We start from the raw sequence: 23,363 nt of genomic DNA, 5'->3' as shown, positions 1-23,363 counted from the left end.
TTCCTCCCGTTTATCTTTATTATTGTTTAATGTGAGCGGCGATTTTCTCGAACGAATGCAGGAATAAATCCAGCTCGTCCGGCTCAAGGTAAGCTAAATACTGCTTGATCTGGGCTGTGCGCACCTCTCTTATTTTCTCTAGCGCTTCGCGTCCTTGCCCGGTAATTTCAAGAAGCACAACCCGCCGATCCTTTGGGTCGTACTTCCGAACGACAAAACCGTTGTTCACCAGCCGGTCAATCATCACGGAAATGGCGCCGGGAGTAACCTCCATTTTTTGCGCCAGCTGTCCGACAGGGCAGCGCCCGCTGCTGGAAATGGTAAACAGTATCATCATTTGAGGTCCTGTTAACGACAGGTCGGCCGGTATGCCGAGCTCAGGTCCCAGCTTGCGAAACAGCGTGAAGAAGGCGGCCTCAAAGCGACGGACAGCAGGATCCAAGGGGATTTTCATAAGCAACCATCCTAATCTGAAAATAATATTTAATAATAAAATAGTTTAAAAGTAAATAATTTAATAATCAAAAATCATAGCACCAGCCAATATAAATGTCAAATGGAAATAAAAAGAACCCTCTCCTTTGGAGGGGTTCATAGAATTATCGTAAGCTTCTTTACCCGATCTGCCCGGCGAGCTCCATGAGATGGAGGCAAACGAGCTCCGGCCGGACGCCGGCTCTTGCGATTTGCTCCTCTACATTGGATTCGTTCGCCAGCCCTGTAAGCACCAGGGCCGTGCGGCACTTTGCCTCTGCTCCGCCGCGGATATCGGTGTTTATATTGTCGCCGACCGCCCAAATTTCCTCTGGGGCAAGCCCGAGCCTGGCGGTGGCATAGCGCATAATGATCGGAGAGGGTTTGCCGATGATGACAGGCGCCGTCTCGCTTGCGCGTTCGATGGAGGCGGAAATGGAGCCTGCCCCCGGCGAAAGCTCGCCGTTCCACGGAAGCAGGTGATCGGGGTTCGTCAGGACATATTTCGCACCGGCTCTGATATAGCGTACGGCCTTAAACATCTTCTCGTAACTGAAGGTCCGGTCAATTCCCTGGACTACGACCGTCACCCCGCGTTGCTCCGCTTCCTCTCCAACCAGCTCCAATCCCATCTCTTGCAGCGCCTGCTGCAGCCCGGTCTCGCCAATGCACATGACCGGACCGCTATCAAGTCCCGCATCCTTCAAATACATTGCCGCCGCTTGGGCTGAAGTCAGCACTTCGTGCGCGGACGCCTCTATGCCCGTGGCTGTGAGGTGTAAAGCCACTTGCTCCGGCGTCCGGGACGAATTGTTGGTTAAGTAAAGAAACGGGTAGCCCCGTTCCCGAAGCCAGCCGATAAACTCCGCGGCATAGGGAATAGGGCGGTCGCCGTTGTACAGCGTTCCATCCAAATCGAGTAAAAATCCAGGCATTCTGAACCTCCTGAGCATCGTGTAGCCGGTTTTTCTTAAGTTTCCAGCTTTAGTTTGACATAAAAATGAATGCTGCCGCCGGACGATTCGGCCCAGATCGTTCCGTCATGCGATTCGACGATGCTCCTGGCGATCGCAAGGCCTAAACCGGAGCCTCCAGTATCGGAGGTCCGGGCCTTGTCGACGCGGTAGAAGCGGTCGAACAGCTGCTCCAGCTCCTCACGGGTAAGGGCGTCCGCTTTGTTGCTGATTCGAATCAGCACATGATCCCGCTCCCTCGCCATTCCGACCGTAATGGTCCCCGGCTTGGGACTGTACTTGATGGCGTTGCCGAGCAGATTCTCGAACACGCGGATCATCTTGTCCACGTCGATCCGCACGGAGAGTCTTTCCTGCGGAATGCTGCGGATGAGGGTCAACTGCTGTTCCTCACTGAGGGTTACATACTCCTCCAGCAGCTGCTCCAGCACCTCATTGATGGCGACTTCCCGCTTATGCATGGGAACGTCCTGGTGGGTAAGCTTGGTATACTCGAATAAGTCCTCGATCAGTCCTTGCAGCTTCTCCGCTTTGCTGTAAGCAATGGCGACATAACCTGCAGCTTGCTCGGGCGTTTCGTAATTCTTGTCATGCAGAAGCCGCAGGTAACCGATGATCAAGGTCAGCGGTGTGCGCAAATCGTGGGATACATTCGTCACCAGCTCGTTTTTCAACCGCTCGGCCCGCCGTTCCTCTTCTATTGTATGCTGCAGATCGGCTACCATCAAGTTCATGTCTTTGGCGAGCGAGCCGAGTTCATCGCGCGTACGCTCGATCACCCGGTGATCCAGGTTGCCCGTCGCGATAATTCGCAGCCCGGTGGCCAGCTCCTCGATGTATCTCATTTTTTTTCGTGTCAAATAGTAAAAAAGAAAGATGAATACGGCGATGGCGCTCAACAGCGAAAGCGGGCTCTGTCCTTTGATGTAGCTGATCGACGGCTGCGGAATGCCGGAGACGATCAAGTAGGATTTTTGATTATCATAGGTAACCGGATAAAAGCTGGATACTTCCGAACGTCTGTGAGAGACTTCGTTGCGGGTTTCCATGGCATTGCGAATCACTTTGTGAACGTCGATATACGTTTCAGGAGCGTTCTCGCTGCGGAATATAACCTTTCCTTCCAGATCGGTAATGACGATTTTGTAATTTTCATAGGTAGAAAGATGCTGGACATCTTCCATAAACTTGCGTTTGCGCCGTTCCTCCTGCTGCTTTTTCTGCTGCTGCTTCTCGTTATCGGCGTCAGAAACAGGTTGCGCAGATTCCTGATCGGTCATTTCCACAGCAGCGTTCGAGCGACTCGGCAAGCTGCTCATTTCGATCTGTTCATCATCCGAAAAGGACGGCTCCAGCAGGCGAACCAGCGAGCGGGCTGCGCTATCGATTTGTCTGATGCCTTGGGAGTAGTCGATGACAGTGCCTTTGTTGATTTGTCCGAACAAGGCGGAGCTGATGCCATAGAAAAGGGTGCTTACGCCAAGACAAATCGCAAAGGTCAGTACGAGCTGAAGCCGTATGCTGCGTTCGACATGCTCTCGGCTCATCCGGAACAAATCCAGGATGAACAAAATCAGACCGCGCAGCAGCGTAAACGGAAACCAGGTGAATGGAAAGCGCTCCAGGATCGGCTTGCGGGACTGCTTCATTTTATCTGCGTTACTCAACTTTATATCCCACTCCCCACACGGTTTTAATGAATTTGGGCTTTCTCGGGTTGACCTCGATCTTTTCGCGGATTTTGCGGATATGGACCATGACGGTGTTGTCTGAATCGAGATAGGCTTCCTTCCAAACGGATTCATAGATTTTTTCGATGCTCCATACGGTACCCCGATGACGGGCAAGCAGCTCAAGTATGGCGAATTCACGCGGCGTCAGCCGAACCTCTCTTCCGTCCACCTTCACTTCATGGGTCAACGTATTGATCGTCAGCTCGTCCACCTCGATTTCATGGTCTTTGTTGGGCAGCGCCACGTTCAGCCGCGTATACCGGCGAAGCTGGGATTTGATTCGGGCGATCAGCTCCAGCGGGTTAAAGGGTTTCGATACATAATCGTCGGCCCCTGTGCTGAGGCCGAGAATTTTGTCCATATCCTGACTCTTGGCGGAGAGCATGATGATAGGCATGTTTTTTTGCTCACGTATTTTGAGGCAGGCCTCGATTCCGTCCATCTTCGGCATCATAATGTCAAGCACGACAAGGTCGACCTCTTCCTTCTGCAGGATGCTCAAAGCCTCTAATCCGTTCGCAGCCCGGAGAAGACGGAAGCCTTCATTTTTCAAGTAAATTTCCAGCAGATCTATAATTTCTTTTTCATCATCGACCAGAAGAATCGTATGTTGAGCCATGGTTAAGAGGCCTCCTTTATATCCAAAGTTTTGTCAGGCGTGATTCCGAGATCATCATAACATGTTTCATTCTACCCGATAAATCTTAACGGTCCTTTGGTTAAAATCTTAAATCATTCTTAATCCAAAGCGGAGTTAAAGCAGGATGTACCGCTTGTTCCAACGGTTGACAGACCTGATTTCATCTTGGTACCATCCTTTTAGAGTTGATGACTGCGCTGATGATGAAATTGAAAGTGAAAGTGGACGGAACTCAGGGAGGACGACATTAGATATGAAGAAAACCATTCCATTGCAAAAACGGGGCATTCCCGCCAGCCGTCTGGTGCTGGGATGTATGGGATTTGGCGGAGGCTGGAACCGCAATCCGGTTACCGCGGACGATTTGAAGCAGGCACACGCTGCGGTGGAAACGGCTCTTGCCGCCGGCATCACCATGTTCGATCATGCCGATATTTACGCCTATGGTAAAGCGGAGCAGGTATTCGGCCAGGTGCTTCGGGAACGTCCCGGGCTTCGGGAGCAAATGGTGCTGCAATCCAAATGCGGTATCCGGTTCGATGAAGGCACCGGCCGCCCGGCAAGATACGATTTCTCTGCGGAGCACATCCTCTCCAGCGTGGACGGGATCTTAAGCAGGCTTGGCGTCGAGTCGCTCGACATTCTGCTGCTGCACCGGCCGGACCCTTTAATGGAACCGGAAGAAGTGGCCGACGCTTTCAGCAAGCTAAAGCAGGCCGGGAAGGTGAAAGGCTTTGGCGTATCGAACATGAGCCCGGCGCAAATCCGGTTTCTCCAGTCGCATCTGGATGCGCCGCTGCTTGTGAACCAATTGGAATTGAACCTGGCCAAGCTGGATTGGCTTGAAGCTGGTGTGCTGGTGAACCAGCAGGAGGGCGCCGAAGTATCGTTTCCTGAAGGGACGATCGAGTTTTGCTGGATGGAGCAAATTCAAATTCAAGCCTGGAGTCCGTTGGCCAAGGGGGTATTCACCGGCCGGGAGCCGGAGAATCAACCGGAATCGGTTCGTCTGACCGCCGCCCTTGTCCGGGAAATGGCAGAACGGAAAGGGACTGCTCCGGAAGCCATCGTATTGGCATGGCTGATGCGCCATCCGGCAGGCATCCAGCCTGTACTGGGCACGATCCGGCCCGAGCGCATTCAGGCCAGCGCCGAAGCCTTACAGGTAAGCCTGTCCCGGGAAGAATGGTATTCTCTGTATGTGAGCTCCAGAGGACGAAAAATGCCGTAATCGGCTTGAAGAGTAAGACCTCGCGCTTGCAACGCCGTCAGGCGGAGCGGTACGGGGTCTTTATGGTCTGTACCGCTTCTGTATAAACCCGGCGTTATTCATACAGATTAATCCTATTGGAAACCTGCAAAACATGGTTTTCCGGTTTAGGGCTGTTTTTGATATGATGAAGTGTAAGCAATACACATAGAGAGAAGTGGATTTCATGAAGCTTAGCGTGTTGGATCTTGTTCCCGTCTTTCCGGGTGCCGACTCTGTACAAGCTTTGGAACAGGCGGCGCTGCTTGCTCGTACGGCGGAAAGGCTGGGCTACTGCCGTTATTGGGCAGCCGAGCATCATGATATGGAGGGGCTCGCGTGCACTGCGCCGGAGGTGCTGTTAGCCCATATCGGCGCCCGCACACAGCGGATCCGGTTAGGCTCGGGAGCGCTGCTGCTTCCTCATTACAAGCCGATCAAAGTGGCGGAACTTTTTCATATGCTGGCTGTCCTGTATCCCGGACGAATGGATTTGGGCATCGGGCGGGCTCCCGGCGGCTCAGCGCACGTCAGTATCGCATTGAGCGGCAATTTTTTGGAAAATGTCAGCGTTCTTCCGGAAACAATTCAGGCTTTGTCGGAATTGCTGGCCGGCCATTATCAGCTTGAAGGCCATTCTGTTAAGGCACGGCCGACTCCGCCCCTCCCGCCGGAAGTCTGGATGCTCGGCACGAACCGCAAAAGCGCCTCGTATGCGGCCGAATTCGGTACAGGTTATGTTTTCGGACAGTTCATGAGCGACCAGGATGGAGTGGAGGTGCTATCGGCTTACAGACGGGAGTTCAAGCCTTCGCATCTTTCCCAGGAACCCCGGATCATCGTGGCCGTGGGCGTTATTTGCGCCGACACGGAAGAGGAGGCCCAAAGCCTAGCGGTCAAGGCGAATGCATGGTTTAGACCGGAAGGCCCTGCAGAAGAGGAGAGTGCACACTTCGAACGAAAGCTGCTCGCGGGAACTCCCGGGCAAGTGAAAGCGAAGCTGGAACAATTCAGCAGTATGTACGACGCGGATGAGTTTCTCATCGTCACCATGGTACCCGATTATCGCAAGCGGCTGCGTTCCTACGAGCTGCTTGCCGATGTGGTATTCACACCATAAAAGTGTGAGGAATGTCCAATACGGCCTACTTATATCGTTCAACCTTGTTCAACCGAATCCCAAACGGTCCCAAGAGTTGTAAATAATATCCATTTGGGGTACTATTGTCATAAAACCACATTGTGCAAAGGAGCAATCATTTATGGCTGTGTTATCAACTCCTTTTACCGTAAAGAGCCTGGAATTAAAAAACAGAATCGTCATGCCGCCGATGTGTCAATACTCCGTTACCGCAAAAGACGGTGCCCCGAACGACTGGCACTTTGTCCACTACGTTTCCAGAGCCGTTGGAGGAGCGGGGCTTCTCATCATGGAGATGACCGATGTGGAGCCGGATGGCCGCATTACAGACTATGACCTCGGATTATGGTCCGACGACCAGATTCCTGCGTTCAGAAGAATTATTGACGAAGTACATAAATATAACGCCAAAATAGGAATTCAAATCGCCCATGCCGGGCGCAAAGCGGAGGATGCGGAGGTACCGGTAGGACCTTCCGACATTCCGGTGAGTCCCCGATTTAAGAAGCCGAGGGCTCTGTCAACCGGGGAAGTCAAGGAAATGGTCGTGAAATTCCGGGAAGCCGCCAGACGGGCCGTTGAAGCCGGGGTGGACACGATCGAAATCCATGGTGCCCACGGGTATTTGATCCATCAGTTTCATTCTCCGGCCATCAACAACCGCAGTGATGAGTACGGCCGTGATTTGGCGAAGTTCGGTGTGGAAGTCGTTCAAGCGATCAGAAGCGTCATTCCGGAGCATATGCCGCTTATTATGAGAATCTCGGCAATCGAATACATCGATGGAGGCTACGATCTGGATCACAGCCTTGAGATCGGCCAAAGGTACAAAGAAGCCGGAGTGGATGTGTTCCATATTACGAGCGGCGGGGAAGGGCCTGCAGGCCAAAGAAAGCCGGGAAATTATCCGGGTTATCAAGTTCCGATGGCGCGCGCCTTCAAGCAAGCGCTTGGCCTTCCGGTCATCGCGGTCGGTCTGTTGGAAGATCCGAAGCTGGCGGAAGCGACCGTCGCTAACGGCGATGCCGATTTGATCGCGGTAGCCCGCGGCATGCTGCGCGATCCTTATTGGGCGATTCATGCGATTCAGGCCGTATCCGGCCAGCCGGAGCTGCCAAAGCAGTACGAAAGAGCGTATTAAAAACTGAAAATAGCTGCCATGCGGGTGTTAAAGCCCACGGGCAGCTATTTTTCATTTCACGCTAAAATAGGCGGGGAAAGCCGATCGCAGAAACCGGAAGCCATATCCCGACGGCAAGAAGCATCCACCGAAATACCGTTTCGCTGGTCGAGCCCGTATCAACTGCCAAAAATTTTGGAAGCAGGCGGACCCTCGCTTTGAGCGGCCAAAATAAATGAACTCCCTGTTCATTGAACAAGTCGATGAGCGGGTGCGATAAATAGGCGGCGATGAAAACGGCATGATATAATGGTGATAAAGGAAGAGAAAGCACCATTAATGTCAAAATAAAGACAATGGAATGCGTCATTGTCCGATGGCGCACGTTGAGAAGCCGCAGCAGAGCGGACACGGGGAAAAGCAGCTTGGCCATCGTCGATCCCTGCTTGTCGACATCAGCCAAAGGGCCGGCCAAACAGCCCAGCAGTAGAGCTCCTGCGGCTTCCCAGGACCAAAAGGAACCCCCATGATAAACGATCACAAGCTCAGCGGCTACAAGTCCGGCCGCGCTATGTGTTTTTTGCAGCATACCAATCCTCCCGTTCAAGCATGACATGAAGTGAATTTTGGGGAACCTTATAGCATTCGGACGATGGAATGAAATAGGGGCGGTAGGGTTCAAACGATTTGGGCTGGACGACCAAGCGAGGTCATCATACACTGTAGAACGCGGAAGGATTGGATCAAGCGATTCGAGATAAAAATGGATGTTCGGCAGGTCCTGTTCGGTAATGGCAATGAACATCGGTGTGGAGGCAGCTTATGAGCAAACCATGGTTTCAAGTCAACAGTGCAGTATATATGTTATTCATACGGAATGGGAAAATTCTGATGCTGAGACGGTCCAATACAGGGTATGAGGACGGAAAACTCAGTCTGGTTGCCGGGAAGCTGGACGGAAACGAGGAAGTCAAGCGTGCGGCGGTGCGGGAAGCGGAGGAAGAAAGCGGCATAAAACTAAGCCCGGAGGATTTGGAGGTAGCCTGCGTCATGCATCGGCTGTCGGATAAGGGAGAGTGGATCGATTTCTTTCTTAAGGTGAACCGGTGGGAAGGGGAACCGGTGAACAAGGAGCCGGATAAATGCTCCGAAATGGGATGGTTTCCATTGGATCGGCTGCCGGATGACACGATCCCTCATGTGCGTAAGGCGATCCGCAATGTGCTTGATGGTGTCTTCTATGACAGCTACGGATGGGATGAAATCGTGGAATGAAACTAAATTCCTGAGTCTAATCGTCTATAAACTGTGAATTTTCACACGAAACAGGACATTATTCTATACTTATCGTACTGCTTTGGGTATAATGAAGTAACGAAAAAAGTCCTATGATTTCGAAGAAAATTGCCGAAAAAAGGAGACCATTAATGTTATGAAGGCAGAGCTCATCAATCCGTTCTTGGAATCGGCTAGAATCGTTATTGAGCAAGTCGCCAATATCCGGCCGTCCACCGGTCAGCTCGGCATCAAGGAAGTGAAACTTGTTGAAAACTACATCTGGATTCAAATCGGGATGACCGGGCAGATGGAAGGAGACATCGTATTCGGGCTTCACGAAGAAGTGGCGTTGAAAGTCGTTTCCGCAATGATGGGAGGCTTTCTCATTACCGAGATGGATGATATGAGCAAAAGTGCCATATCGGAGCTCGGCAATATGATCAGCGGCAATGCCAGTACGATGTTATACAATCAAGGGGTACGCGTAGACATTACGCCGCCAAAGCTGATGCAATCCGCGAACGCGGCAGGCTTTGATGCAAAGAGAGCGCTCACCATTCCGCTTATTATGGATGGGATCGGGGAATTGGACATTCAAGTGCTGATTGCTTAATGATCATGCAGTTGAAATGATAGCTAAATTACGTGTAAGCTGATAGCGAAGGCTTCATTCCGGACCGTACGGGCCGTGAAGAGCTTTCGCTTTTTTCTTTCTTTCAATGTCAAGCAGGTGTGCTAAGGGGGCATACATACAATGGACTTTCAAGGCAAAATCGTGGTGATTACCGGCGCTTCGAGCGGTATAGGGGCTATGATGGCGCAGAGGCTGGCCGCTCTGGGCGCAATTCCGGTTCTGATGGCGCGTTCGGAGAAAAAGCTGGCGGAAATCGCCTCTCACATCAACGGTTCGCACAGCGTTTATGTGCTTGACGTGACTTCCTGGGAACAGGTGGCCGGGACGATGGAACGGGTGATCGCCGAGCACGGACGTATCGACATTCTGATCAATAATGCCGGATACGGCGTGTTCGAAGCCTTTATTCATGCGGATTTGTCCGAGATCGAGAGCATGATGGACGTCAACTACATGGGGGTCGTCCGCTGTACGAAGGCCGTGCTGCCGCACATGCTGAAGCAGGGCAGCGGACATATCGTGAATATTGCTTCTATGGCCGGTAAGATCGGATCGGCCAAATCCAGCGGATATTCGGCCTCAAAGCATGCGGTGCTGGGCTTCACTAACTGTCTGCGGCAGGAGCTTGTCGGTACCGGCGTTCATCTGACCGCGATCAATCCGGGACCGGTTGACACACCGTTCTTCGACCGGGCCGACCCTACCGGACAATACGTGAATAACGTCAGATGGTTTATGCTAAAGCCGGAGCAGGTGGTTCAGAGAGTGCTCACGGCGATCAAACGCCGGACGCCGGAAGTGAACATACCGTTTATGGCGGCCTTCGGAGTGAAGCTGTACCAGCTGTTCCCGCGGTTGTTCGATAAGATCGCCTATCGGCTGTTGAATAAAAAATAGGAGGAAGAGGCCGTCTATTCCAGCGAGGCCTAAGCCCGACTATTCCTGTTTCTGATTCTCGTCTTTCAGCTTGAGATGAAGGCTGCGCACTTCCTCGAACAGCTTGCGTATCTCGGCTTTGCCTTCGGGATGCAGCTGATTCCAGTGGCTGGTCAGAGCAGGCATGGTTTTATGTATGTGGTTGTAAATCGACCATACTTTTATTTTCTCTACCATTTCGGGAGAGGCATCGCCTGTGACAAGCTCGGAGAACTTCTCCACGAGCCCGTCGAACTCTTCCGTAAATCGTGAATTCATTGAAAACCCACCTTTCCGGTCATACTACATCATAGTTTATCCTGAAGTTACCATAGTGTCAAAAACGGAGTGAAGAAGCATGCAAACGAAAACGCAAGGGAGTACGGAATGCGGAGAGGACAAGCCTGCCGGGCGGAAAACGGCGCTGCCTGCGGAAGGCGCATGTGCCGGCGTCCCGGAGGATGGCATGCTGGTGGAGCGTGAACCCCTGAGAAGCCTGGTCAAAGGGATCAAGCTGTATCTGCTGACCTATATCAGTCAGGGCTTGAAGGTCAAGGGCTATTTGGCCGTTCCGGAAGAAGGGGTCCCGGGACCGGGACTGCTTTACTGCCGCGGCGGAATCCGCAAGGTCGGAATGGTGCGCAAACGGCGTATTTTCGATTTGGCCAGACGGGGGTATGTGGTGTTCGCCCCCTTTTATCGCGGCAATGAAGGCGGGGAAGGCCGGGAGGACTTCGGCGGAGAGGACCGGTTCGACGTATACCATGCGGTGAAGCTCATGCAGTCTCTGCCGGAAACGGTGCCCGGTCCGGTTCCGCTGATCGGCTTCTCCAGAGGAGCGATCATGGCGATGCAGGCGGCCAAGGAATGTCCGGACGTCGGTCCGGTTGTCGTCTGGGGCGGCGTGAGCGACTTGTTCGACACCTACGAAGAGCGTGTGGATCTCAGGCGGATGCTCAAAAGAGTCGTGGGGCACCCGAGGAAACAGGCGGAAGCGTATGAGCGGCGTTCGCCGGTATATTGGACCGAGCAGGTGAAGGTGCCTGTGATGATCGTCCACGGGACAAACGACACGCAGGTCAGCGTATCCCATGCGCGCAAGCTCGCCGCGGCGCTGGAGCGGGCGGGCAAGGACTACGCAATGGAGCTGTACGAAGGCTTGGAGCACCGGTTTCCGAAAGAGGACGATAAGCGTGCGCTGGATGCCGTATTCGCCTGGATTAAACGAAAACAGGAGGAGATGAACCGTTTCAGGGCATAGGGAGTCAAGATGACATACATCACCTGCACAGCTTCGGTGATCGGTGCAGGTGTTTTTTTTATGGGCTCCAGGGCTTGCGACCGCTGATTTTCTCAGGAGCCGCCGCTTTTGCCCTCGAGTCTTGCACGAAACGTCTCCTTCCAGCTGGCCGACAGCTCTTCCGCCTGAAGCAGCTCCTCCATGGCCTTCCAATTCGTTTTCTCCTGATGCATGATACGGTTGGCGTATGCGATGGTGATTGGCTTGGAAAGCCGGCCGACGGGAATAAGCCCGTTTTCTTTACTCACCCGGCCCTCTTTCAGAACGCGGAAGTAATACCCCGTATATCCGGTGTTCTGAACCTGCAGAGGCATATCGGGTCTGCCCAGTTTGACCGAAAGTTTAAAGCACGGCTGACGCGGCTGGCTGACTTGAACGACCGCCTCGCCTAAACGGAACGTATCCCCGATACAAACCTGCTCCTCCGTCAACCCGCGGATCGTCAAATTTTCTCCGAAGGCTGCCGGCGGCAAAGGCTGGCCCATGACGGACTCCCAGTAAGCATAATGTTCATGCGGATATACGCAAACGGCCTTGTCCGCTCCTCCATGATGGACAAGGTCCGCTTGTCCGTCTCCCTCAAAATGCAATCGGGTCAAAAAAACCGGGCCTGAGACAGGATATTTATAGATCCCCGTAAGAAGATCTTTCTGATGATAGGAAACGGTCTTTGGCAGTCCTGTGTTAATGGACACGATATCGATGCTCATAGATACCTTCCTTTCTTTGATTAGGGGTATTATATCGCGCTTGTCCGGTATGGATCAATTCATTTTTCCCGGCCGGAAGATACACAAGAGAAATTAAAGCTGCAATTTGGTATACTAGGAAAACGAGAGATGCAGAAGGGATGATGGAATGAATACGGGCTTTGCTTCTTTACCTATTGCTCCGGCGTATGTCAAACGGCTGCAGGAGCTGGACATCACCGAGCCTTCGCCGATTCAGGCGGAGGCGATACCGATCGCGTTGCAAGGAAGGGATATTGTTGCCCAGTCGCAGACGGGAACGGGAAAGACGCTTGCCTATTCCCTGCCGCTGCTGCACAAAGTGGAGGAGTCGGTGCGGGAGGTACAGGCGCTGGTGCTGGTACCGACCCGGGAGCTTGGCATGCAGATCGTCGCAACGCTGGGGGATTTAACGAAGGACAGCGGGATTCGGGTACAGCAGCTGATCGGCGGAGCTTCCATCGAACGGCAAATCGACAAGCTCAAGCTGAAGCCCCAGATCGTGGTCGGTACCCCCGGCCGCGTATATGAGCTCGTCAAGCTGAAAAAATTGAAGCTTCACGGGATTCGCACGGTGGTTGTCGACGAAGTGGACCAGGTGTTTGAGCTCGGTTCGATGCAGGAGGTCGAGGCGCTGTTCAAAGGCATGCTCCGCGACCGGCAGCTTATGTTCTTCTCGGCGACGCTCCCGGCCCCGCTTCAGAACGTGATCGACCGCTGGATGAATGATCCGGCCTATGTGCGCGTCAATCCGGCGCAGCGTACGTCGGAGATGCTGGAGCATCTGTATTTCGTCTGTGAGGAGCGGGATAAGATTGACACGCTGCGCAGGCTTGTCCGGTTGTATAACCCGAAGGCCGCGATCGTGTTTATCAACGAAACGGACAATATCGGTGAGGCGGTGGCCAAGCTGCAGTATGTCGGCTTGTCCGTGGAAGGTCTGTACGGCGAAGCGTCCAAACAGGACCGGGCCAATGTCATGCAGGCGTTTCGGGCGGGCAAATTCCAGCTGCTGCTGGCTACCGACGTTGCCGCACGCGGTCTGGATCTGCCGCAGGTAACGCATGTCATCAACCTGGACCCGCCGGTGGATGCGGACCATTATGTGCATCGCGTGGGCCGCACGGGCCGGATGGGGCGGAAGGGACTGGCTTTGTCGATCGTTACGCCGCGGGAGCAGTTTATCATGGACAAATTTGCCCGGGCGCTCGGTATTGAAATTAAACAGAAAGCGATGTATCAAGGCAAAGTAATCGATCCAAGGCCGGAGAGAGGACCGCGCCGGGCGGGAAATAAGCCCGCAGAGCGCAAAGGGCCGGGCGGCGAAGCTGCGCCGGCGGGTCCGGGTCAGGGCAAGTCTGCCAGGGTGAGCGCCAAGGGCGCGCCGGCCGGGCGGAAGGCGCCTGATAAACGGAAGCCGGAGAGGGAGCGCGACCGCAAAAACAAGGGCGCTCCGAGGTGGCTGAAGGAGAAGCAGCAGGAGAACCGGAAGCCGTAACGAAAGACCGGGGTGGGATGTTCAAGTGATCGTGTTCATCAAACGGCTCGCGGCCTTGGCCGTCATACTTGCGCTTCTAGCAGCGGGTGCGGCATGGTACGTTCGTCCGGCCAAGCCGCTCGACCTGTCTTACGTACAGCCGGATTTACGGGGTAAGCTGACGGCGATGCTGTCGACCCGAAGGCCGGAGATGGTCCTGACCGGGCGTGAGGTAAACGATCTGCTGAAGCAGGCGCTCTCGGCAAGACCTGAGCTGCATCCGGGTGTACTGGTGACGGGAGCTGCGTTTGCGCTGCAAGACGAGCGGTTATCCGCTGACGTGAATCTGCTTGTGAGGCAGCGGCTTGAGGCGGGAGCCAGGTTGTGGTTTAAGCTGAGCTGGACGGAGCCCTATTTGACGGCGGTCCATACCGGCACCGAGATTCGCGGAATATCCGTTCCGCTTGAATGGTTTCGGCTCGATCCGCTGCAGCTGGACTTGAACGCCGATTTGCCGAAGCAGTTGAGGATTCATGAGGTAGCTTTTGAGGGTTCTACGGTCAGGTTAAGTTTTAATATACGTTAGCGCAAAATATAACAACCCACGCCAGGTGAATAAAAAACGGACCCGTCAAGGTCCGTTTTTTATGCTGCAGCCATTTATGGCTGCTTTCGCTTTTTTACATACTGGGCGTAGACGATTTCGCCCGTATCCAGCTTGGCGATTTCATCCGCCGTCCAACCGGCGATCTTGTTGTTGCCGGTCACACCGGCCAGCTTGATCGCATATTTGCTTGCAAGATAGTCATGAAGCGCTGACATGTCGGCTTCATTCACTTCGCGCAGCTTCTTTTTGCCTTGAATTTGGCCTAGGATGACGCCGATCGATTCCGCCGCGAGACTGGTGTTCGGCTGAATACGCGCGCTGCCGAAAGCGATGGCGGAGGCTCCGACATTTTTGCCGGCCATGATCACGTTATCGTAATCCTTGAGCAGAAAGCTGCGCAGCGGCATTCCGTATTTGTCGGGACGGCCCATCTCGATGCCCCATTTATTCGCACTGGTGCCCTGCAGATCAAGCGGATAGCCTCCGATGCTGACATTATCCCAGAACATGTTGGCCCCCAGCATGTCCGAAGGCTTGAGCACATAATCGGTTTCGTAGTGATTATACTCACGAATATACAAGTAGTTCGGGAAGCCGTTCAGCTCCGCATGTTCCCAGCCCACGATGTTTTTGCGGAAATGGTCCAGAATCAGCGGAATTTCCCTTTTGCCGAGCTCCATCGCTTCGGCGACCGACTTGTCGTCGGAGGGGTCGACGGTATAAATCAGGAACGCATTAATGATCACTTCGCCATCCCGCTGATGAACCGCATTCAGTCCGCGAAGAAAGACGCGATCGTTGGTCGGCTTGTATCTGTTGGTCATCCCCGTGAGTCCGATCGCATAGCTGTGATCGACTTGACCGTAACCGTACTTTTGGCTGCGTTCCTGCGGGGTCAAACGGTTAAAATGCTGCTGGAATTTCGTCCAGTCGACGTTTTTAAACTTCATCATCATGCCGGAGCTCATATATTCGATCCGGCTTTGTCCGTAGAACTGTTCCAGTCCCGGCAGACGGGACACCTCAAGCCTGCTCGCCATCGCGGCGTAATCGGTATTCTCCACCCAATAAGAAGACTCAATCCGTTTCTTTTGGCCTTCCCTGTCGGTGTATTGAAGCGCTCCCACCCTATGGGTGCCGAACTGTCCCTGAAGCTGTTCGATGCTGTCGATACGGATGCCCTGCTCTACAGGAATGCCTTGAATAAGCTTATCAAAATATTGCTGGAATTCATTGAGCTTGCGGATTTTTCCGTTACGAAAGCCGTCGAACAGCTCCTTGGCTCGTCCCTGAACCAGCAGACGGCGCGCGTCGTCGCGGGTCTCGTCCAAAAAGAGCATTTCTCCCTGCAGCACTTGTCCGCCGAAGGCGTCGCGGGTATCGAGAACTTTTACTTTAAGCCCTTCGTCCGCGGCGGCACGGGCCAAATAGAGGCCCTCCAACTCACTGCCGATAATGACGACGTCCGCCTGTTCACTTGTGAGGGAGGAATTCGGGTCCGGTTTCGAAGGGGGTGGTATCGGCCCGTTAACAGGGGTCACGCTCTCAGGTAATGTTGCCGCCATATTCGGCGGGCCCGTGCCGCCGCCCATGGCCAAAGCATAAACCGCCGCAAGGATGGCCAGTGCCAGAACCGCCAGCAGGGCGGTTATGTTTCTTTCTTCGGCATTCCTCCTCAAACACATTCGCTCCTTTAATCGATGGGGTTCAAGCTCCATATTTCTATCGTTTCTGCTCTGTTAAGTTTATCATTTTTGGCAAGGTTGGGCAAAAGCACCCCCACAAACATTTTTGAGGCGGCGAAATGATTTGGTGAAGCAAGGAACTCTTCGCGAAGGTTCTGAGATCATCCTCTACACAAGACTACATGACATGCGTGCACCCGCTTTACGAAGTGGCGTCCGGACAAGCGTTATCCAGCGTTACGGGATGCCGCCGTTCGCCGGTCTTTTGTCTGAACGGTGTGGCTTGCGCCTGTCGACAAAACAAAACCTTCAAAGGAGAATGACGATGAACACAACATTTAAAAAGACGGTTATTTCCGCATTGACTCTGGCTATGGTGCTGGGTGGTTCTACCGCCGCGTTTGCCGACGGTAAAGGTAAAGAACGCGATAAGGCCAAGAACGACGATTGGAAAGATCGTTATGAGTTCCGTTATGATAATAAGAAAGATGATGATAAAAAATATGCCGGTAAAGACATCAATGTCAATATTAAACTGAGCTTTGACGACTTGAAAGGAAAAGACGTCGAGTGGGCGGCACGATACATAGCAAGTTTGGCATCCAAGCGCGTATTTGAAGGATATGAGGACGGCACCTTCCAGCCGCGCAAAACGATTTCCCGCATTGAAGCGATTACAGCGGCAGTCCGTTTGATGGGTCTCAGAGATCAAGCCGAATCCGATGCGGCGAAGCAAGCCAACCTGAACTTCAAAGATGCCGACAAAATTAAAAAAGACTACCCTTGGGCGACTGGCTATGTTTCGGTAGCGCTGCAAAACGACCTGTTCCTGGAGACGGACGACAAGGTGCAGCCGGAGAAAGAAGCGGATCGTCTCTGGGCAACGATGCTGCTTGTCAAAGCGCTGAAGCTCCAGGATGAAGCCAAGGCGAAAATGAACGCGCAGCTGCCTTTCAAGGACGCTAAGCAAATCCCTGCCGGAGCGGTCGGTTACGTAGCGGTTGCATTGGAGAGAAATCTCATTGACGGCTATGAAGACAATACGTTCCGTCCTTACAAGCCCGTAACCCGCGCCGAGCTCGCAGCGCTGCTTGACCGTACGGGAACCCAACTGCCGGATCGTACTTCCGTAAAAGGAACGGTCAATGCGGCAGTAAGCAACAACCTGCTCCCGGTCAAATTGCAAAACAACACAACGGTGAATGTTGAACTCGACGCAAACGCCTTTATTTTCCGCAATGGCGCCAAAGTAGCGGCGACGGAACTGCGCGCGGGAGATCAAGTGCTGATCCGCACCTATAACGGGAAAGCCATTTATGTTGAGGTTTTGAACCAAACGAATGACTCCGAGCAGCGCGTGGACTTCACGGTAACCGGCACGCTGAACAACTACACGCTGAATTCCAAAGGACAGCTTGCCACCATTTCCATTAATCAGTCGGTAAACGGCGGAGTTCAGTCTGCGGTATACGGCGTATCTCCCGAGCTGTACATTTCCGGTGACCTCAGCTTGCTGACTGCAGGCCGCTCGCTCGAGCTGAGAGGCAAAAACCAAATCGTACACACCATCATTATTCGATAGATGACAGATCAGATCAGAAAAAAGGTTAGAATTACATGAAACTGCAGTCCTTCATTCAGCGCCCGGCGCTTGGTGAAGGGCTCTTCTTTTTTTGCCGGTAAAGACGCGAGGGTGGACACGATCTTCTTTAGGTGTATAATTAGTAGGAAAATATGGTGATAAACGTTGGAGGAAGCGCCCAAATGACTGCACAACACATCAAGCTCGAGGACATTATCGTTGCCAGCCACGTGCTGAAGGATGTTGTCCAACACACCCCACTGCAAAAAAATTTCATCCTGTCCGAGAAATACGGCTGTAACGTTTATTTGAAACGGGAGGATCTTCAGGTCGTCCGTTCGTTCAAAATACGCGGTGCCTATAATATGATCCGCAGTCTTCCCGAAGAGAAGCTGCAAAAAGGCGTGGTGTGCGCCAGCGCCGGCAATCATGCGCAGGGTGTCGCCTATTCCTGCAAGGCGCTGCAAATACCGGGAAAAATTTTCATGCCGACAACGACACCGCGGCAGAAGATTTCACAAGTGAAGCTGTTCGGAGGCCCGTTCGTAGAAGTTCTGCTGATCGGCGATACGTTTGACGATTCGCTGAGGGAGGCTTTGGCCTACTGCGACCGGGAAGATATGTCCTTTATTCACCCGTTCGACGACCCTAAGGTAGTGGCGGGACAGGGAACTATAGGTCTGGAGCTGATGAACGACATGCGGGAGCAGGCCGATTACGTGTTTGCCGGCATTGGCGGCGGCGGTCTGATTGCAGGATTGGGCTTGTATATCAAAAGCATCAGCCCTGCAACGCAGGTCATCGGTGTCGAAGCCACCGGTGCGCCCTCGATGCGGCAGTCGATCGATACGGGGGAGATCGTGACGTTGGGCGAGATCGACAAGTTCGTAGACGGCACAGCCGTCAAGCGGGTCGGCGAGATCAACTTCGACATCGCCCGCGAGGTCGTCGACGATATTGTCGTAGTGCCGGAAGGCAAAGTCTGCACGACGATTCTCGAGCTGTATAACGAGAACGCGATCATAGCGGAGCCTGCGGGTGCGCTCCCGGTTGCGGCGCTGGAGTTCTACCGCGAACAGATTGCGGGCAAGAACGTGGTGTGCGTCATCAGCGGTGGCAACAACGACATCGACCGGATGCAGGAAATTAAGGAGCGGTCGCTTATCTATGAGGGCTTGAAGCATTACTTCATCGTCAACTTTCCGCAGCGCGCCGGTGCCCTGCGGGAGTTTCTGGAGTATGTGCTGGGGCCAAACGACGATATTACCCGATTTGAGTATACAAAGAAAACGAGCAAAGAAAACGGACCGGCTCTGGTCGGTATCGAGCTGAAGCATAAGGAGGATTACGGTCCTCTGATCGAGAGGATGAAGCAAAGAGGCCTCGGTTTCAGCGAAATCAACAAAGATCCGAATTTGTTCAGCTTGCTGATCTGACCCGCGCCCCGCATAAAAAAGCCAAGTCCTCCGGCTCATACGGAGCGGGGGACTTGGCTTTTTCTCATGAATTTTATTTGGAGGAGCGCTTCTCAATATCCAGCACACCTTGGTAGATCGTTTCGAACAGCTCTTCGATATTCTCTTCCTCGATGCAGGAGAAAGCAACCCGCAGGTCCGTTTCGCCAAGAGCGATGGTGCCAATGCCGTACTGCTCCAAGAGATGGACGCGCAGCGTTTCGGCATCGACGGTCTTCAGCTTCAGGCACATGAAATAGCCGGAATTGAACGGGTAGTATTCCCAGGCGTCGTCGAATTTGCCGCTGTCGAGCAGCGCTTTGGTGCGGTTGGCACGGCCCTTCATGATCTCGAATTTCTCCCGCTTCTGCGCATCGAAATCCGGAGATTGCAGCGCGCGCAGCACGAACGTTTGGGACGGATGCGGACCGCTGGAGATCGTCGCGCGGATGATGCCCATCGTTTTTTGCTCAAGCGCGGCCAGCATGGCGTCGCTTTGGCCAGCATAGGTGATGAAGCCGACCCGGAAGCCCCATACGTATTCTTCTTTGGTGGCGCCGTCGATTTTGATCGACAGGACGCGAGGATGCAGATCCGCCAAGTCTCCAGCCAGCGATTGATGCAAGGAATCCTCGAAGAATAGTCCGAAGTAGGCGTCATCGGTCACGGCAACCACGTTGATGCCGGCTTCCGCGGCGTCCTTGATGGCCGCTACGATGGTACGCCCTTCTTCCGGTCCCGGCGTGTAGCCCGTCGGATTGTTCGGGAAGTTCAGCAGGACGATCGCCTTGCCTTTGTCCTTCTGCGCCAGCAGGGCGTCACGGAGTCCGTCCGCGTTAAATTTGCGCTCGCTGTTGTACAGCGGATAGTATACGAGCTCGGCTCCGCGGCGAATGCCGAAGGTCAGCTCGTAGTTTTCCCAATTCTTGTCGGGGATGACTACAGCGTCTCCCGGTCCGGCGAACAAATCGGCCACGATGCTCAGCCCGTGCGTCAGCGCATTGGTTGCAATCGGATTGCCCAGGCTTTTGCCCTGAAGAGACGGGTTTTCTTCGAGCATTTTGCTGCGCCAAGCGGCACGCAGCTCCGGTTTGCCGGCAGGCGGCGCATATTCGTAAATGTCCTTGGGATTATATGCGGACAGCGTATCTTGAATCACCTTCAGATGCATCGGCTGGCCTTTCTCCAGCGCCGTACCGATGGTAGCGTTGAATTTCTTGGCTTTTGCCTTAGCTTCTGCGGATTGGCTGAGAATGCCTACCTTGGGGAAATAGATTTGCTTGCCAAGATCGGAAAGCATGTCGTATACATGCTGGTTTTCTTTCGCGATCGTTTCGTTCAGCTGGCGTGCAAGTGGGTTCATTCTAATTCTTCCTTCCATGTTCTTCTTTGGCATTAGCCCATATTATATCATTTTAGCCCGGGAGCGTCACGATGCTTTTTACAAGCGCGGATGCCGGAGCGTACGTTTCGTTTTTTTTCAAGCGGAGACATCTTGGTTTTGCCGGGAAAGCTGTGTTACGATGGGTGAAACGATATTTGCAGGAGCGGAGGCATCCGATGTCAGCCATCAAACGTTACGAAAGCATAATGGAGCAGCTGATAGCCAAAGGAGAAGTGACCGTTGCCGATCTGGCCGCCCGGCTTGGGGTAACGGGTAAAACGATTCGTCAGGATCTGGAGAAGCTGGAGGCCAAGGGACTGCTGCTGCGAACCCATGGCGGTGCGATCCTGGCAAACGAGGGATATTCCGGTTTGTTCCCGGACAAGACGCCGAACGGCAAACAGACGAATGAAAAATACGAGGCCGCCATGTGCGCATTATCCTTCATAGAGCCTAACGATATTATCGCCCTGGACAGCGGCAGCACCACGCTGCAAATCGCCCGTCTTTTGGACAATGAACCGCTCACGGTCATCACGAACGATCTTTACATCATTAGCGAGCTGATCAGGAAGGATCAGATCCGGCTTGTCGTTCCCGGAGGCTTCCGGAGCCGGAATCTGCTGGTCAGCGAGGATGCGGGACGTTTTTTGCAGAAGCTGAACGTGCAGAAGGCTTTCCTGTCGACCACCGGGATCCATCCCGAGTACGGCTTTACGATCTTTACGTATATGCATATGGAGCAGAAGCAGGCGTTGATCCATTCAGCCAAGCAGGTGTTTTGCGTTGCCGACAACAGCAAATTCGATAAGTGCGCGCTTATTACGTTCGCCAAGCTTTCAGACATTCCGGTCATCATTACGGACAGCGGTTTGCCTGAAGCAACGGCGATTAAATATGAGGAGGCAGGCGTTCGCATTGAACAGGGAGGTTCCCGGGGTACGAAGGGATAATAAAAATATGTTCAAATTGGTTCATTTTAGTTCAAAAATAATTTATATGTACTGAAATGAACGTTCGTATTATAATAGCAAGTGAATACGTTATCGGGAGGAATTCATATCATGATGGAAAACCGTTATGCCACCCATCCGACAGATACGAAATCGTACGATACGGAACGCTTGCGCAAACAATTTTTGATGGAGGGTTTGTTTGTTCCCGGACAGCTGAACATGGTCTATAGTCATGTAGACCGCTTGATTACGGGCGGCGTAATCCCGCTAAAAGAGCCGGTCAAGCTGGAGGCCGACAAGCATGATATCGGCGCGGATTATTTTCTGGAGCGCCGCGAGATCGGGATCGTCAATATCGGTGCCAAGGGAAGCGTAATCGTGGACGGAACCGGGTACGAGCTGGACAACAAGGACGGCTTGTATGTCGGTCTCGGCAACAGGGAAGTATGGTTCAAAAGCGCCGACGCATTGAATCCGGCACGCTTCTACCTGAGCTCCGCACCTGCGCACCAACATTACCCGACCGAAAAAGTAGCGATCGGCCGGGCGGAACCGGCGTATTTGGGATCCCTCGCCCAATCCAACGAGCGCACGATCTATAAATACTTCCATCCGAACGGCGTGCAAAGCTGCCAGCTCGTGATGGGCATGACGCTGCTGAAGCCGGGCAGCATGTGGAATACCATGCCCAGCCATACGCATAGCCGCCGTTCGGAAACGTATCTCTATTTCGATATGCCGGAGGACGGCGTTGTGTTCCATATGATGGGGGAGCCAAGCGAAACGCGTCATCTCGTAGTGCGCAATGAGCAGGCGGTCATCAGTCCGAGCTGGTCGATCCACAGCGGCGTCGGCACATGCCATTATACGTTTATTTGGGCAATGGCCGGAGAAAATCAGGAATTCGCCGATATGGATATGATCGCGATGCAGGACCTGAGATAAGCCGTCATGAACCAACAAAACACAAGCCTCAACCGCTTTGGCGGACGAGTCTTGTGTTTTGTTTGCTTCCGGCGGCTTAAAACATGCTCCAATCGAAATGCACCGAAAGCGACTGCAGCAGATGTACGCCGGCGATGCTGTTGCCTTTGTCGTTGAGCGCCGGACCGATGACGCCGATGCCGTAACGGCCGGGAACCAGCGTCATAATGCCCCCCGAAACGCCGCTCTTGGCCGGCAGGCCGACACGGATGGCGAATTCCCCGGAAGCATTGTACATGCCGCAGGAAACCATGAAGGTTTTGGCGATCTGCACGTAACGCCGGGGGATCAATGTGCGTCCGGTCAGCGGGTCCGTGCCGTTCATCGCCAGCACCAGAGCCATTCGGGCCACGTGACGGCAGGTAACCTCGATCGAGCAGTGCTTAAAGTAAACGTCGAGGATTTCCTCTACCTCGTCGGCCTCGGTAAGCACCTGGTTATCCTTAAGGAAATAGGCCAGCGACCGGTTGCGGTGGGCGGTAGACGACTCTGAACGATACACGGCTTCGTTGTATGTGAGCGACGCGTCGTCGGCAAGCTCCCGGAAAAAAGCGAGTATGCGTTCCGTTTTTTCCGCCGGTGTGACTCCGTGGATCAAAGAGGAAACGGCAATAGCCCCGGCATTGATCAAGGGATTGAACGGTTTGCCCGGCTCCACCAGCTCCAGCTTGAGCATGGAGTTGAAATCGTCGCCCGTCGGCTCCATCCCGACCTTCTGGAATACGCCTTCCTCGCCCCGATCCATTAGTGCAAGGATTAGTGTGAACACTTTGGAAATACTCTGCATGGTAAAGCGCAAGCCGCAGTCGCCCGAGGTCACCACCCGGCCGCTGCCGTCCATCACTGTAATCCCGAGCGCATCGGCAGGAGCGTGACCCAGCTCGGGAATATAGGAAGCCGGCCGGCCTTGAGACGTTACGCTCCGGCTCGCTTCCAACCATTCGGGCAGCTTCTGTGCAAGCTGGTTTAATTCGGATTCGTTGCTCAAACCAAAAACCTCCTTTATCAATAGAATAGCTTTTTTGCACATGAAAGAAAAGCTTCCATG

Annotated in this window: 23 protein-coding genes; 13 read left to right on the top strand and 10 right to left on the bottom strand. The window is 53.5% G+C overall.

The annotated features are described in order from the left end of the window. Positions 1–19 precede the first annotated feature (19 nt). From IJ22_RS14895 to IJ22_RS14880, 4 genes are all read right to left on the bottom strand, one after another. The gene (locus IJ22_RS14895; RefSeq protein WP_062409385.1) at positions 20–454 is read right to left on the bottom strand and encodes a MarR family winged helix-turn-helix transcriptional regulator; all 435 of its coding nucleotides are present in this window, start codon (positions 452–454) and stop codon (positions 20–22) included. 160 nt (positions 455–614) lie between these two features. Next, complete coding sequence (locus IJ22_RS14890; protein WP_062409384.1) at positions 615–1,409, bottom strand: HAD-IIA family hydrolase; 795 nt, start codon at positions 1,407–1,409, stop codon at positions 615–617. 35 nt (positions 1,410–1,444) lie between these two features. Further along, the gene (locus IJ22_RS14885; protein WP_062409383.1) at positions 1,445–3,115 is read right to left on the bottom strand and encodes a sensor histidine kinase; all 1,671 of its coding nucleotides are present in this window, start codon (positions 3,113–3,115) and stop codon (positions 1,445–1,447) included. Beyond that, positions 3,108–3,800 (bottom strand): response regulator transcription factor, encoded by a 693-nt coding sequence (locus IJ22_RS14880; RefSeq protein WP_062409382.1) that lies wholly within the window; start codon positions 3,798–3,800, stop codon positions 3,108–3,110. The genes IJ22_RS14885 and IJ22_RS14880 overlap by 8 nt, the downstream gene beginning before the upstream one ends. Before the next feature lie 274 nt (positions 3,801–4,074). Here IJ22_RS14880 and IJ22_RS14875 point away from each other — a divergent pair, with 274 nt between their 5' ends. The 3 genes from IJ22_RS14875 (at position 4,075) to IJ22_RS14865 (ending at position 7,352) form a co-directional block, all read left to right on the top strand. Beyond that, positions 4,075–5,052 (top strand): aldo/keto reductase, encoded by a 978-nt coding sequence (locus tag IJ22_RS14875; RefSeq protein ID WP_062409381.1) that lies wholly within the window; start codon positions 4,075–4,077, stop codon positions 5,050–5,052. Between the two features lie 205 nt (positions 5,053–5,257). Next, positions 5,258–6,190, top strand: a complete 933-nt coding sequence (locus IJ22_RS14870; RefSeq protein ID WP_062409380.1) for an LLM class flavin-dependent oxidoreductase — start codon at positions 5,258–5,260, stop codon at positions 6,188–6,190. A gap of 142 nt (positions 6,191–6,332) precedes the next feature. Next, complete coding sequence (locus IJ22_RS14865) at positions 6,333–7,352, top strand: NADH:flavin oxidoreductase/NADH oxidase (protein WP_062409379.1); 1,020 nt, start codon at positions 6,333–6,335, stop codon at positions 7,350–7,352. 61 nt (positions 7,353–7,413) lie between these two features. On the opposite strand, the gene IJ22_RS14860 is transcribed toward IJ22_RS14865, so the two are convergent. After that, complete coding sequence (locus IJ22_RS14860) at positions 7,414–7,920, bottom strand: metal-dependent hydrolase (protein WP_054819601.1); 507 nt, start codon at positions 7,918–7,920, stop codon at positions 7,414–7,416. Positions 7,921–8,153: 233 nt separating this feature from the next. Between IJ22_RS14860 and IJ22_RS14855 the strand changes: the two genes are divergently transcribed. From IJ22_RS14855 to IJ22_RS14845, 3 genes are all read left to right on the top strand, one after another. Continuing rightward, positions 8,154–8,606 (top strand): NUDIX hydrolase, encoded by a 453-nt coding sequence (locus IJ22_RS14855; RefSeq protein ID WP_062409378.1) that lies wholly within the window; start codon positions 8,154–8,156, stop codon positions 8,604–8,606. A gap of 157 nt (positions 8,607–8,763) precedes the next feature. Further along, the gene (locus IJ22_RS14850) at positions 8,764–9,222 is read left to right on the top strand and encodes a chemotaxis protein CheX (RefSeq protein ID WP_054819602.1); all 459 of its coding nucleotides are present in this window, start codon (positions 8,764–8,766) and stop codon (positions 9,220–9,222) included. A gap of 141 nt (positions 9,223–9,363) precedes the next feature. Next, entirely contained in the window at positions 9,364–10,140 is a 777-nt protein-coding gene (locus IJ22_RS14845) for an SDR family NAD(P)-dependent oxidoreductase (protein WP_062409377.1), read from the top strand. Between the two features lie 39 nt (positions 10,141–10,179). On the opposite strand, the gene IJ22_RS14840 is transcribed toward IJ22_RS14845, so the two are convergent. Further along, a complete protein-coding gene (locus tag IJ22_RS14840) occupies positions 10,180–10,437 on the bottom strand; it encodes a DUF2573 family protein (protein WP_054819604.1) in 258 nt (85 codons plus the stop codon). Between the two features lie 187 nt (positions 10,438–10,624). Here IJ22_RS14840 and IJ22_RS14835 point away from each other — a divergent pair, with 187 nt between their 5' ends. Continuing rightward, complete coding sequence (locus tag IJ22_RS14835) at positions 10,625–11,419, top strand: alpha/beta hydrolase family protein (protein ID WP_062411003.1); 795 nt, start codon at positions 10,625–10,627, stop codon at positions 11,417–11,419. 92 nt (positions 11,420–11,511) lie between these two features. On the opposite strand, the gene IJ22_RS14830 is transcribed toward IJ22_RS14835, so the two are convergent. Further along, positions 11,512–12,168: an MOSC domain-containing protein gene (locus IJ22_RS14830; protein WP_054819605.1), complete on the bottom strand. Its 657-nt coding sequence runs from the start codon at positions 12,166–12,168 to the stop codon at positions 11,512–11,514. A gap of 148 nt (positions 12,169–12,316) precedes the next feature. Here IJ22_RS14830 and IJ22_RS14825 point away from each other — a divergent pair, with 148 nt between their 5' ends. Both IJ22_RS14825 and IJ22_RS14820 read left to right on the top strand, forming a co-directional pair. After that, positions 12,317–13,684: a DEAD/DEAH box helicase gene (locus IJ22_RS14825; protein WP_062409376.1), complete on the top strand. Its 1,368-nt coding sequence runs from the start codon at positions 12,317–12,319 to the stop codon at positions 13,682–13,684. 25 nt (positions 13,685–13,709) lie between these two features. Beyond that, positions 13,710–14,249, top strand: coding sequence for a hypothetical protein (locus tag IJ22_RS14820; protein ID WP_062409375.1), 540 nt, complete (start codon positions 13,710–13,712; stop codon positions 14,247–14,249). A 74-nt stretch (positions 14,250–14,323) separates the two neighbouring features. Here the strand turns inward: IJ22_RS14820 and IJ22_RS14815 are convergent, their stop codons facing one another. Beyond that, entirely contained in the window at positions 14,324–15,949 is a 1,626-nt protein-coding gene (locus IJ22_RS14815; protein WP_062409374.1) for an FAD-dependent oxidoreductase, read from the bottom strand. Between the two features lie 331 nt (positions 15,950–16,280). On the opposite strand from IJ22_RS14815, the gene IJ22_RS14810 reads away from it, so the two are divergent. After that, the gene (locus IJ22_RS14810) at positions 16,281–17,537 is read left to right on the top strand and encodes an S-layer homology domain-containing protein (RefSeq protein WP_062409373.1); all 1,257 of its coding nucleotides are present in this window, start codon (positions 16,281–16,283) and stop codon (positions 17,535–17,537) included. A gap of 182 nt (positions 17,538–17,719) precedes the next feature. After that, positions 17,720–18,973 carry a threonine ammonia-lyase IlvA gene (gene ilvA / locus IJ22_RS14805; RefSeq protein WP_062409372.1) on the top strand — a complete coding sequence of 418 codons (1,254 nt, stop codon included), beginning with the start codon at positions 17,720–17,722 and terminating at the stop codon, positions 18,971–18,973. A 73-nt stretch (positions 18,974–19,046) separates the two neighbouring features. Here ilvA and IJ22_RS14800 read toward each other — a convergent pair whose 3' ends face one another. After that, the gene (locus IJ22_RS14800; RefSeq protein ID WP_062409371.1) at positions 19,047–20,354 is read right to left on the bottom strand and encodes an aminotransferase class I/II-fold pyridoxal phosphate-dependent enzyme; all 1,308 of its coding nucleotides are present in this window, start codon (positions 20,352–20,354) and stop codon (positions 19,047–19,049) included. A gap of 197 nt (positions 20,355–20,551) precedes the next feature. On the opposite strand from IJ22_RS14800, the gene IJ22_RS14795 reads away from it, so the two are divergent. Both IJ22_RS14795 and kduI read left to right on the top strand, forming a co-directional pair. Then, positions 20,552–21,328, top strand: a complete 777-nt coding sequence (locus tag IJ22_RS14795) for a DeoR/GlpR family DNA-binding transcription regulator (RefSeq protein WP_054820188.1) — start codon at positions 20,552–20,554, stop codon at positions 21,326–21,328. 114 nt (positions 21,329–21,442) lie between these two features. After that, on the top strand, positions 21,443–22,276 hold the full coding sequence (gene kduI, locus IJ22_RS14790) for a 5-dehydro-4-deoxy-D-glucuronate isomerase (protein ID WP_171005945.1): 834 nt from the start codon (positions 21,443–21,445) through the stop codon (positions 22,274–22,276). A 76-nt stretch (positions 22,277–22,352) separates the two neighbouring features. Here kduI and glsA read toward each other — a convergent pair whose 3' ends face one another. Further along, positions 22,353–23,345, bottom strand: coding sequence for a glutaminase A (gene glsA / locus IJ22_RS14785; RefSeq protein WP_137670586.1), 993 nt, complete (start codon positions 23,343–23,345; stop codon positions 22,353–22,355). Between the last annotated feature and the right edge of the window lie 18 nt (positions 23,346–23,363).

The sequence above is a fragment of the Paenibacillus naphthalenovorans genome (assembly GCF_001465255.1).
Taxonomy (GTDB): domain Bacteria; phylum Bacillota; class Bacilli; order Paenibacillales; family NBRC-103111; genus Paenibacillus_G; species Paenibacillus_G naphthalenovorans.
Note: the sequence above shows the minus strand (reverse complement) of the source record. Positions and strands in the feature narration are given on the sequence as shown.

Excerpts from the sequence above, each read along its gene's own strand:
- IJ22_RS14810 (WP_062409373.1), top strand. The coding sequence starts at position 16,281 with ATGAACACAACATTTAAAAAGACGGTTATTTCCGCATTGACTCTGGCT.
- IJ22_RS14850 (WP_054819602.1), top strand. The coding sequence starts at position 8,764 with ATGAAGGCAGAGCTCATCAATCCGTTCTTGGAATCGGCTAGAATCGTT.
- IJ22_RS14895 (WP_062409385.1), bottom strand. The coding sequence starts at position 454 with ATGAAAATCCCCTTGGATCCTGCTGTCCGTCGCTTTGAGGCCGCCTTC.
- IJ22_RS14880 (WP_062409382.1), bottom strand. The coding sequence starts at position 3,800 with ATGGCTCAACATACGATTCTTCTGGTCGATGATGAAAAAGAAATTATA.
- IJ22_RS14795 (WP_054820188.1), top strand. The coding sequence starts at position 20,552 with ATGTCAGCCATCAAACGTTACGAAAGCATAATGGAGCAGCTGATAGCC.
- IJ22_RS14830 (WP_054819605.1), bottom strand. The coding sequence starts at position 12,168 with ATGAGCATCGATATCGTGTCCATTAACACAGGACTGCCAAAGACCGTT.
- IJ22_RS14825 (WP_062409376.1), top strand. The coding sequence starts at position 12,317 with ATGAATACGGGCTTTGCTTCTTTACCTATTGCTCCGGCGTATGTCAAA.
- IJ22_RS14890 (WP_062409384.1), bottom strand. The coding sequence starts at position 1,409 with ATGCCTGGATTTTTACTCGATTTGGATGGAACGCTGTACAACGGCGAC.
- IJ22_RS14800 (WP_062409371.1), bottom strand. The coding sequence starts at position 20,354 with ATGAACCCACTTGCACGCCAGCTGAACGAAACGATCGCGAAAGAAAAC.
- IJ22_RS14870 (WP_062409380.1), top strand. The coding sequence starts at position 5,258 with ATGAAGCTTAGCGTGTTGGATCTTGTTCCCGTCTTTCCGGGTGCCGAC.
- IJ22_RS14865 (WP_062409379.1), top strand. The coding sequence starts at position 6,333 with ATGGCTGTGTTATCAACTCCTTTTACCGTAAAGAGCCTGGAATTAAAA.
- IJ22_RS14835 (WP_062411003.1), top strand. The coding sequence starts at position 10,625 with ATGCTGGTGGAGCGTGAACCCCTGAGAAGCCTGGTCAAAGGGATCAAG.
- IJ22_RS14875 (WP_062409381.1), top strand. The coding sequence starts at position 4,075 with ATGAAGAAAACCATTCCATTGCAAAAACGGGGCATTCCCGCCAGCCGT.
- IJ22_RS14860 (WP_054819601.1), bottom strand. The coding sequence starts at position 7,920 with ATGCTGCAAAAAACACATAGCGCGGCCGGACTTGTAGCCGCTGAGCTT.
- kduI (WP_171005945.1), top strand. The coding sequence starts at position 21,443 with ATGGAAAACCGTTATGCCACCCATCCGACAGATACGAAATCGTACGAT.
- IJ22_RS14845 (WP_062409377.1), top strand. The coding sequence starts at position 9,364 with ATGGACTTTCAAGGCAAAATCGTGGTGATTACCGGCGCTTCGAGCGGT.
- ilvA (WP_062409372.1), top strand. The coding sequence starts at position 17,720 with ATGACTGCACAACACATCAAGCTCGAGGACATTATCGTTGCCAGCCAC.
- IJ22_RS14840 (WP_054819604.1), bottom strand. The coding sequence starts at position 10,437 with ATGAATTCACGATTTACGGAAGAGTTCGACGGGCTCGTGGAGAAGTTC.
- glsA (WP_137670586.1), bottom strand. The coding sequence starts at position 23,345 with ATGTGCAAAAAAGCTATTCTATTGATAAAGGAGGTTTTTGGTTTGAGC.
- IJ22_RS14855 (WP_062409378.1), top strand. The coding sequence starts at position 8,154 with ATGAGCAAACCATGGTTTCAAGTCAACAGTGCAGTATATATGTTATTC.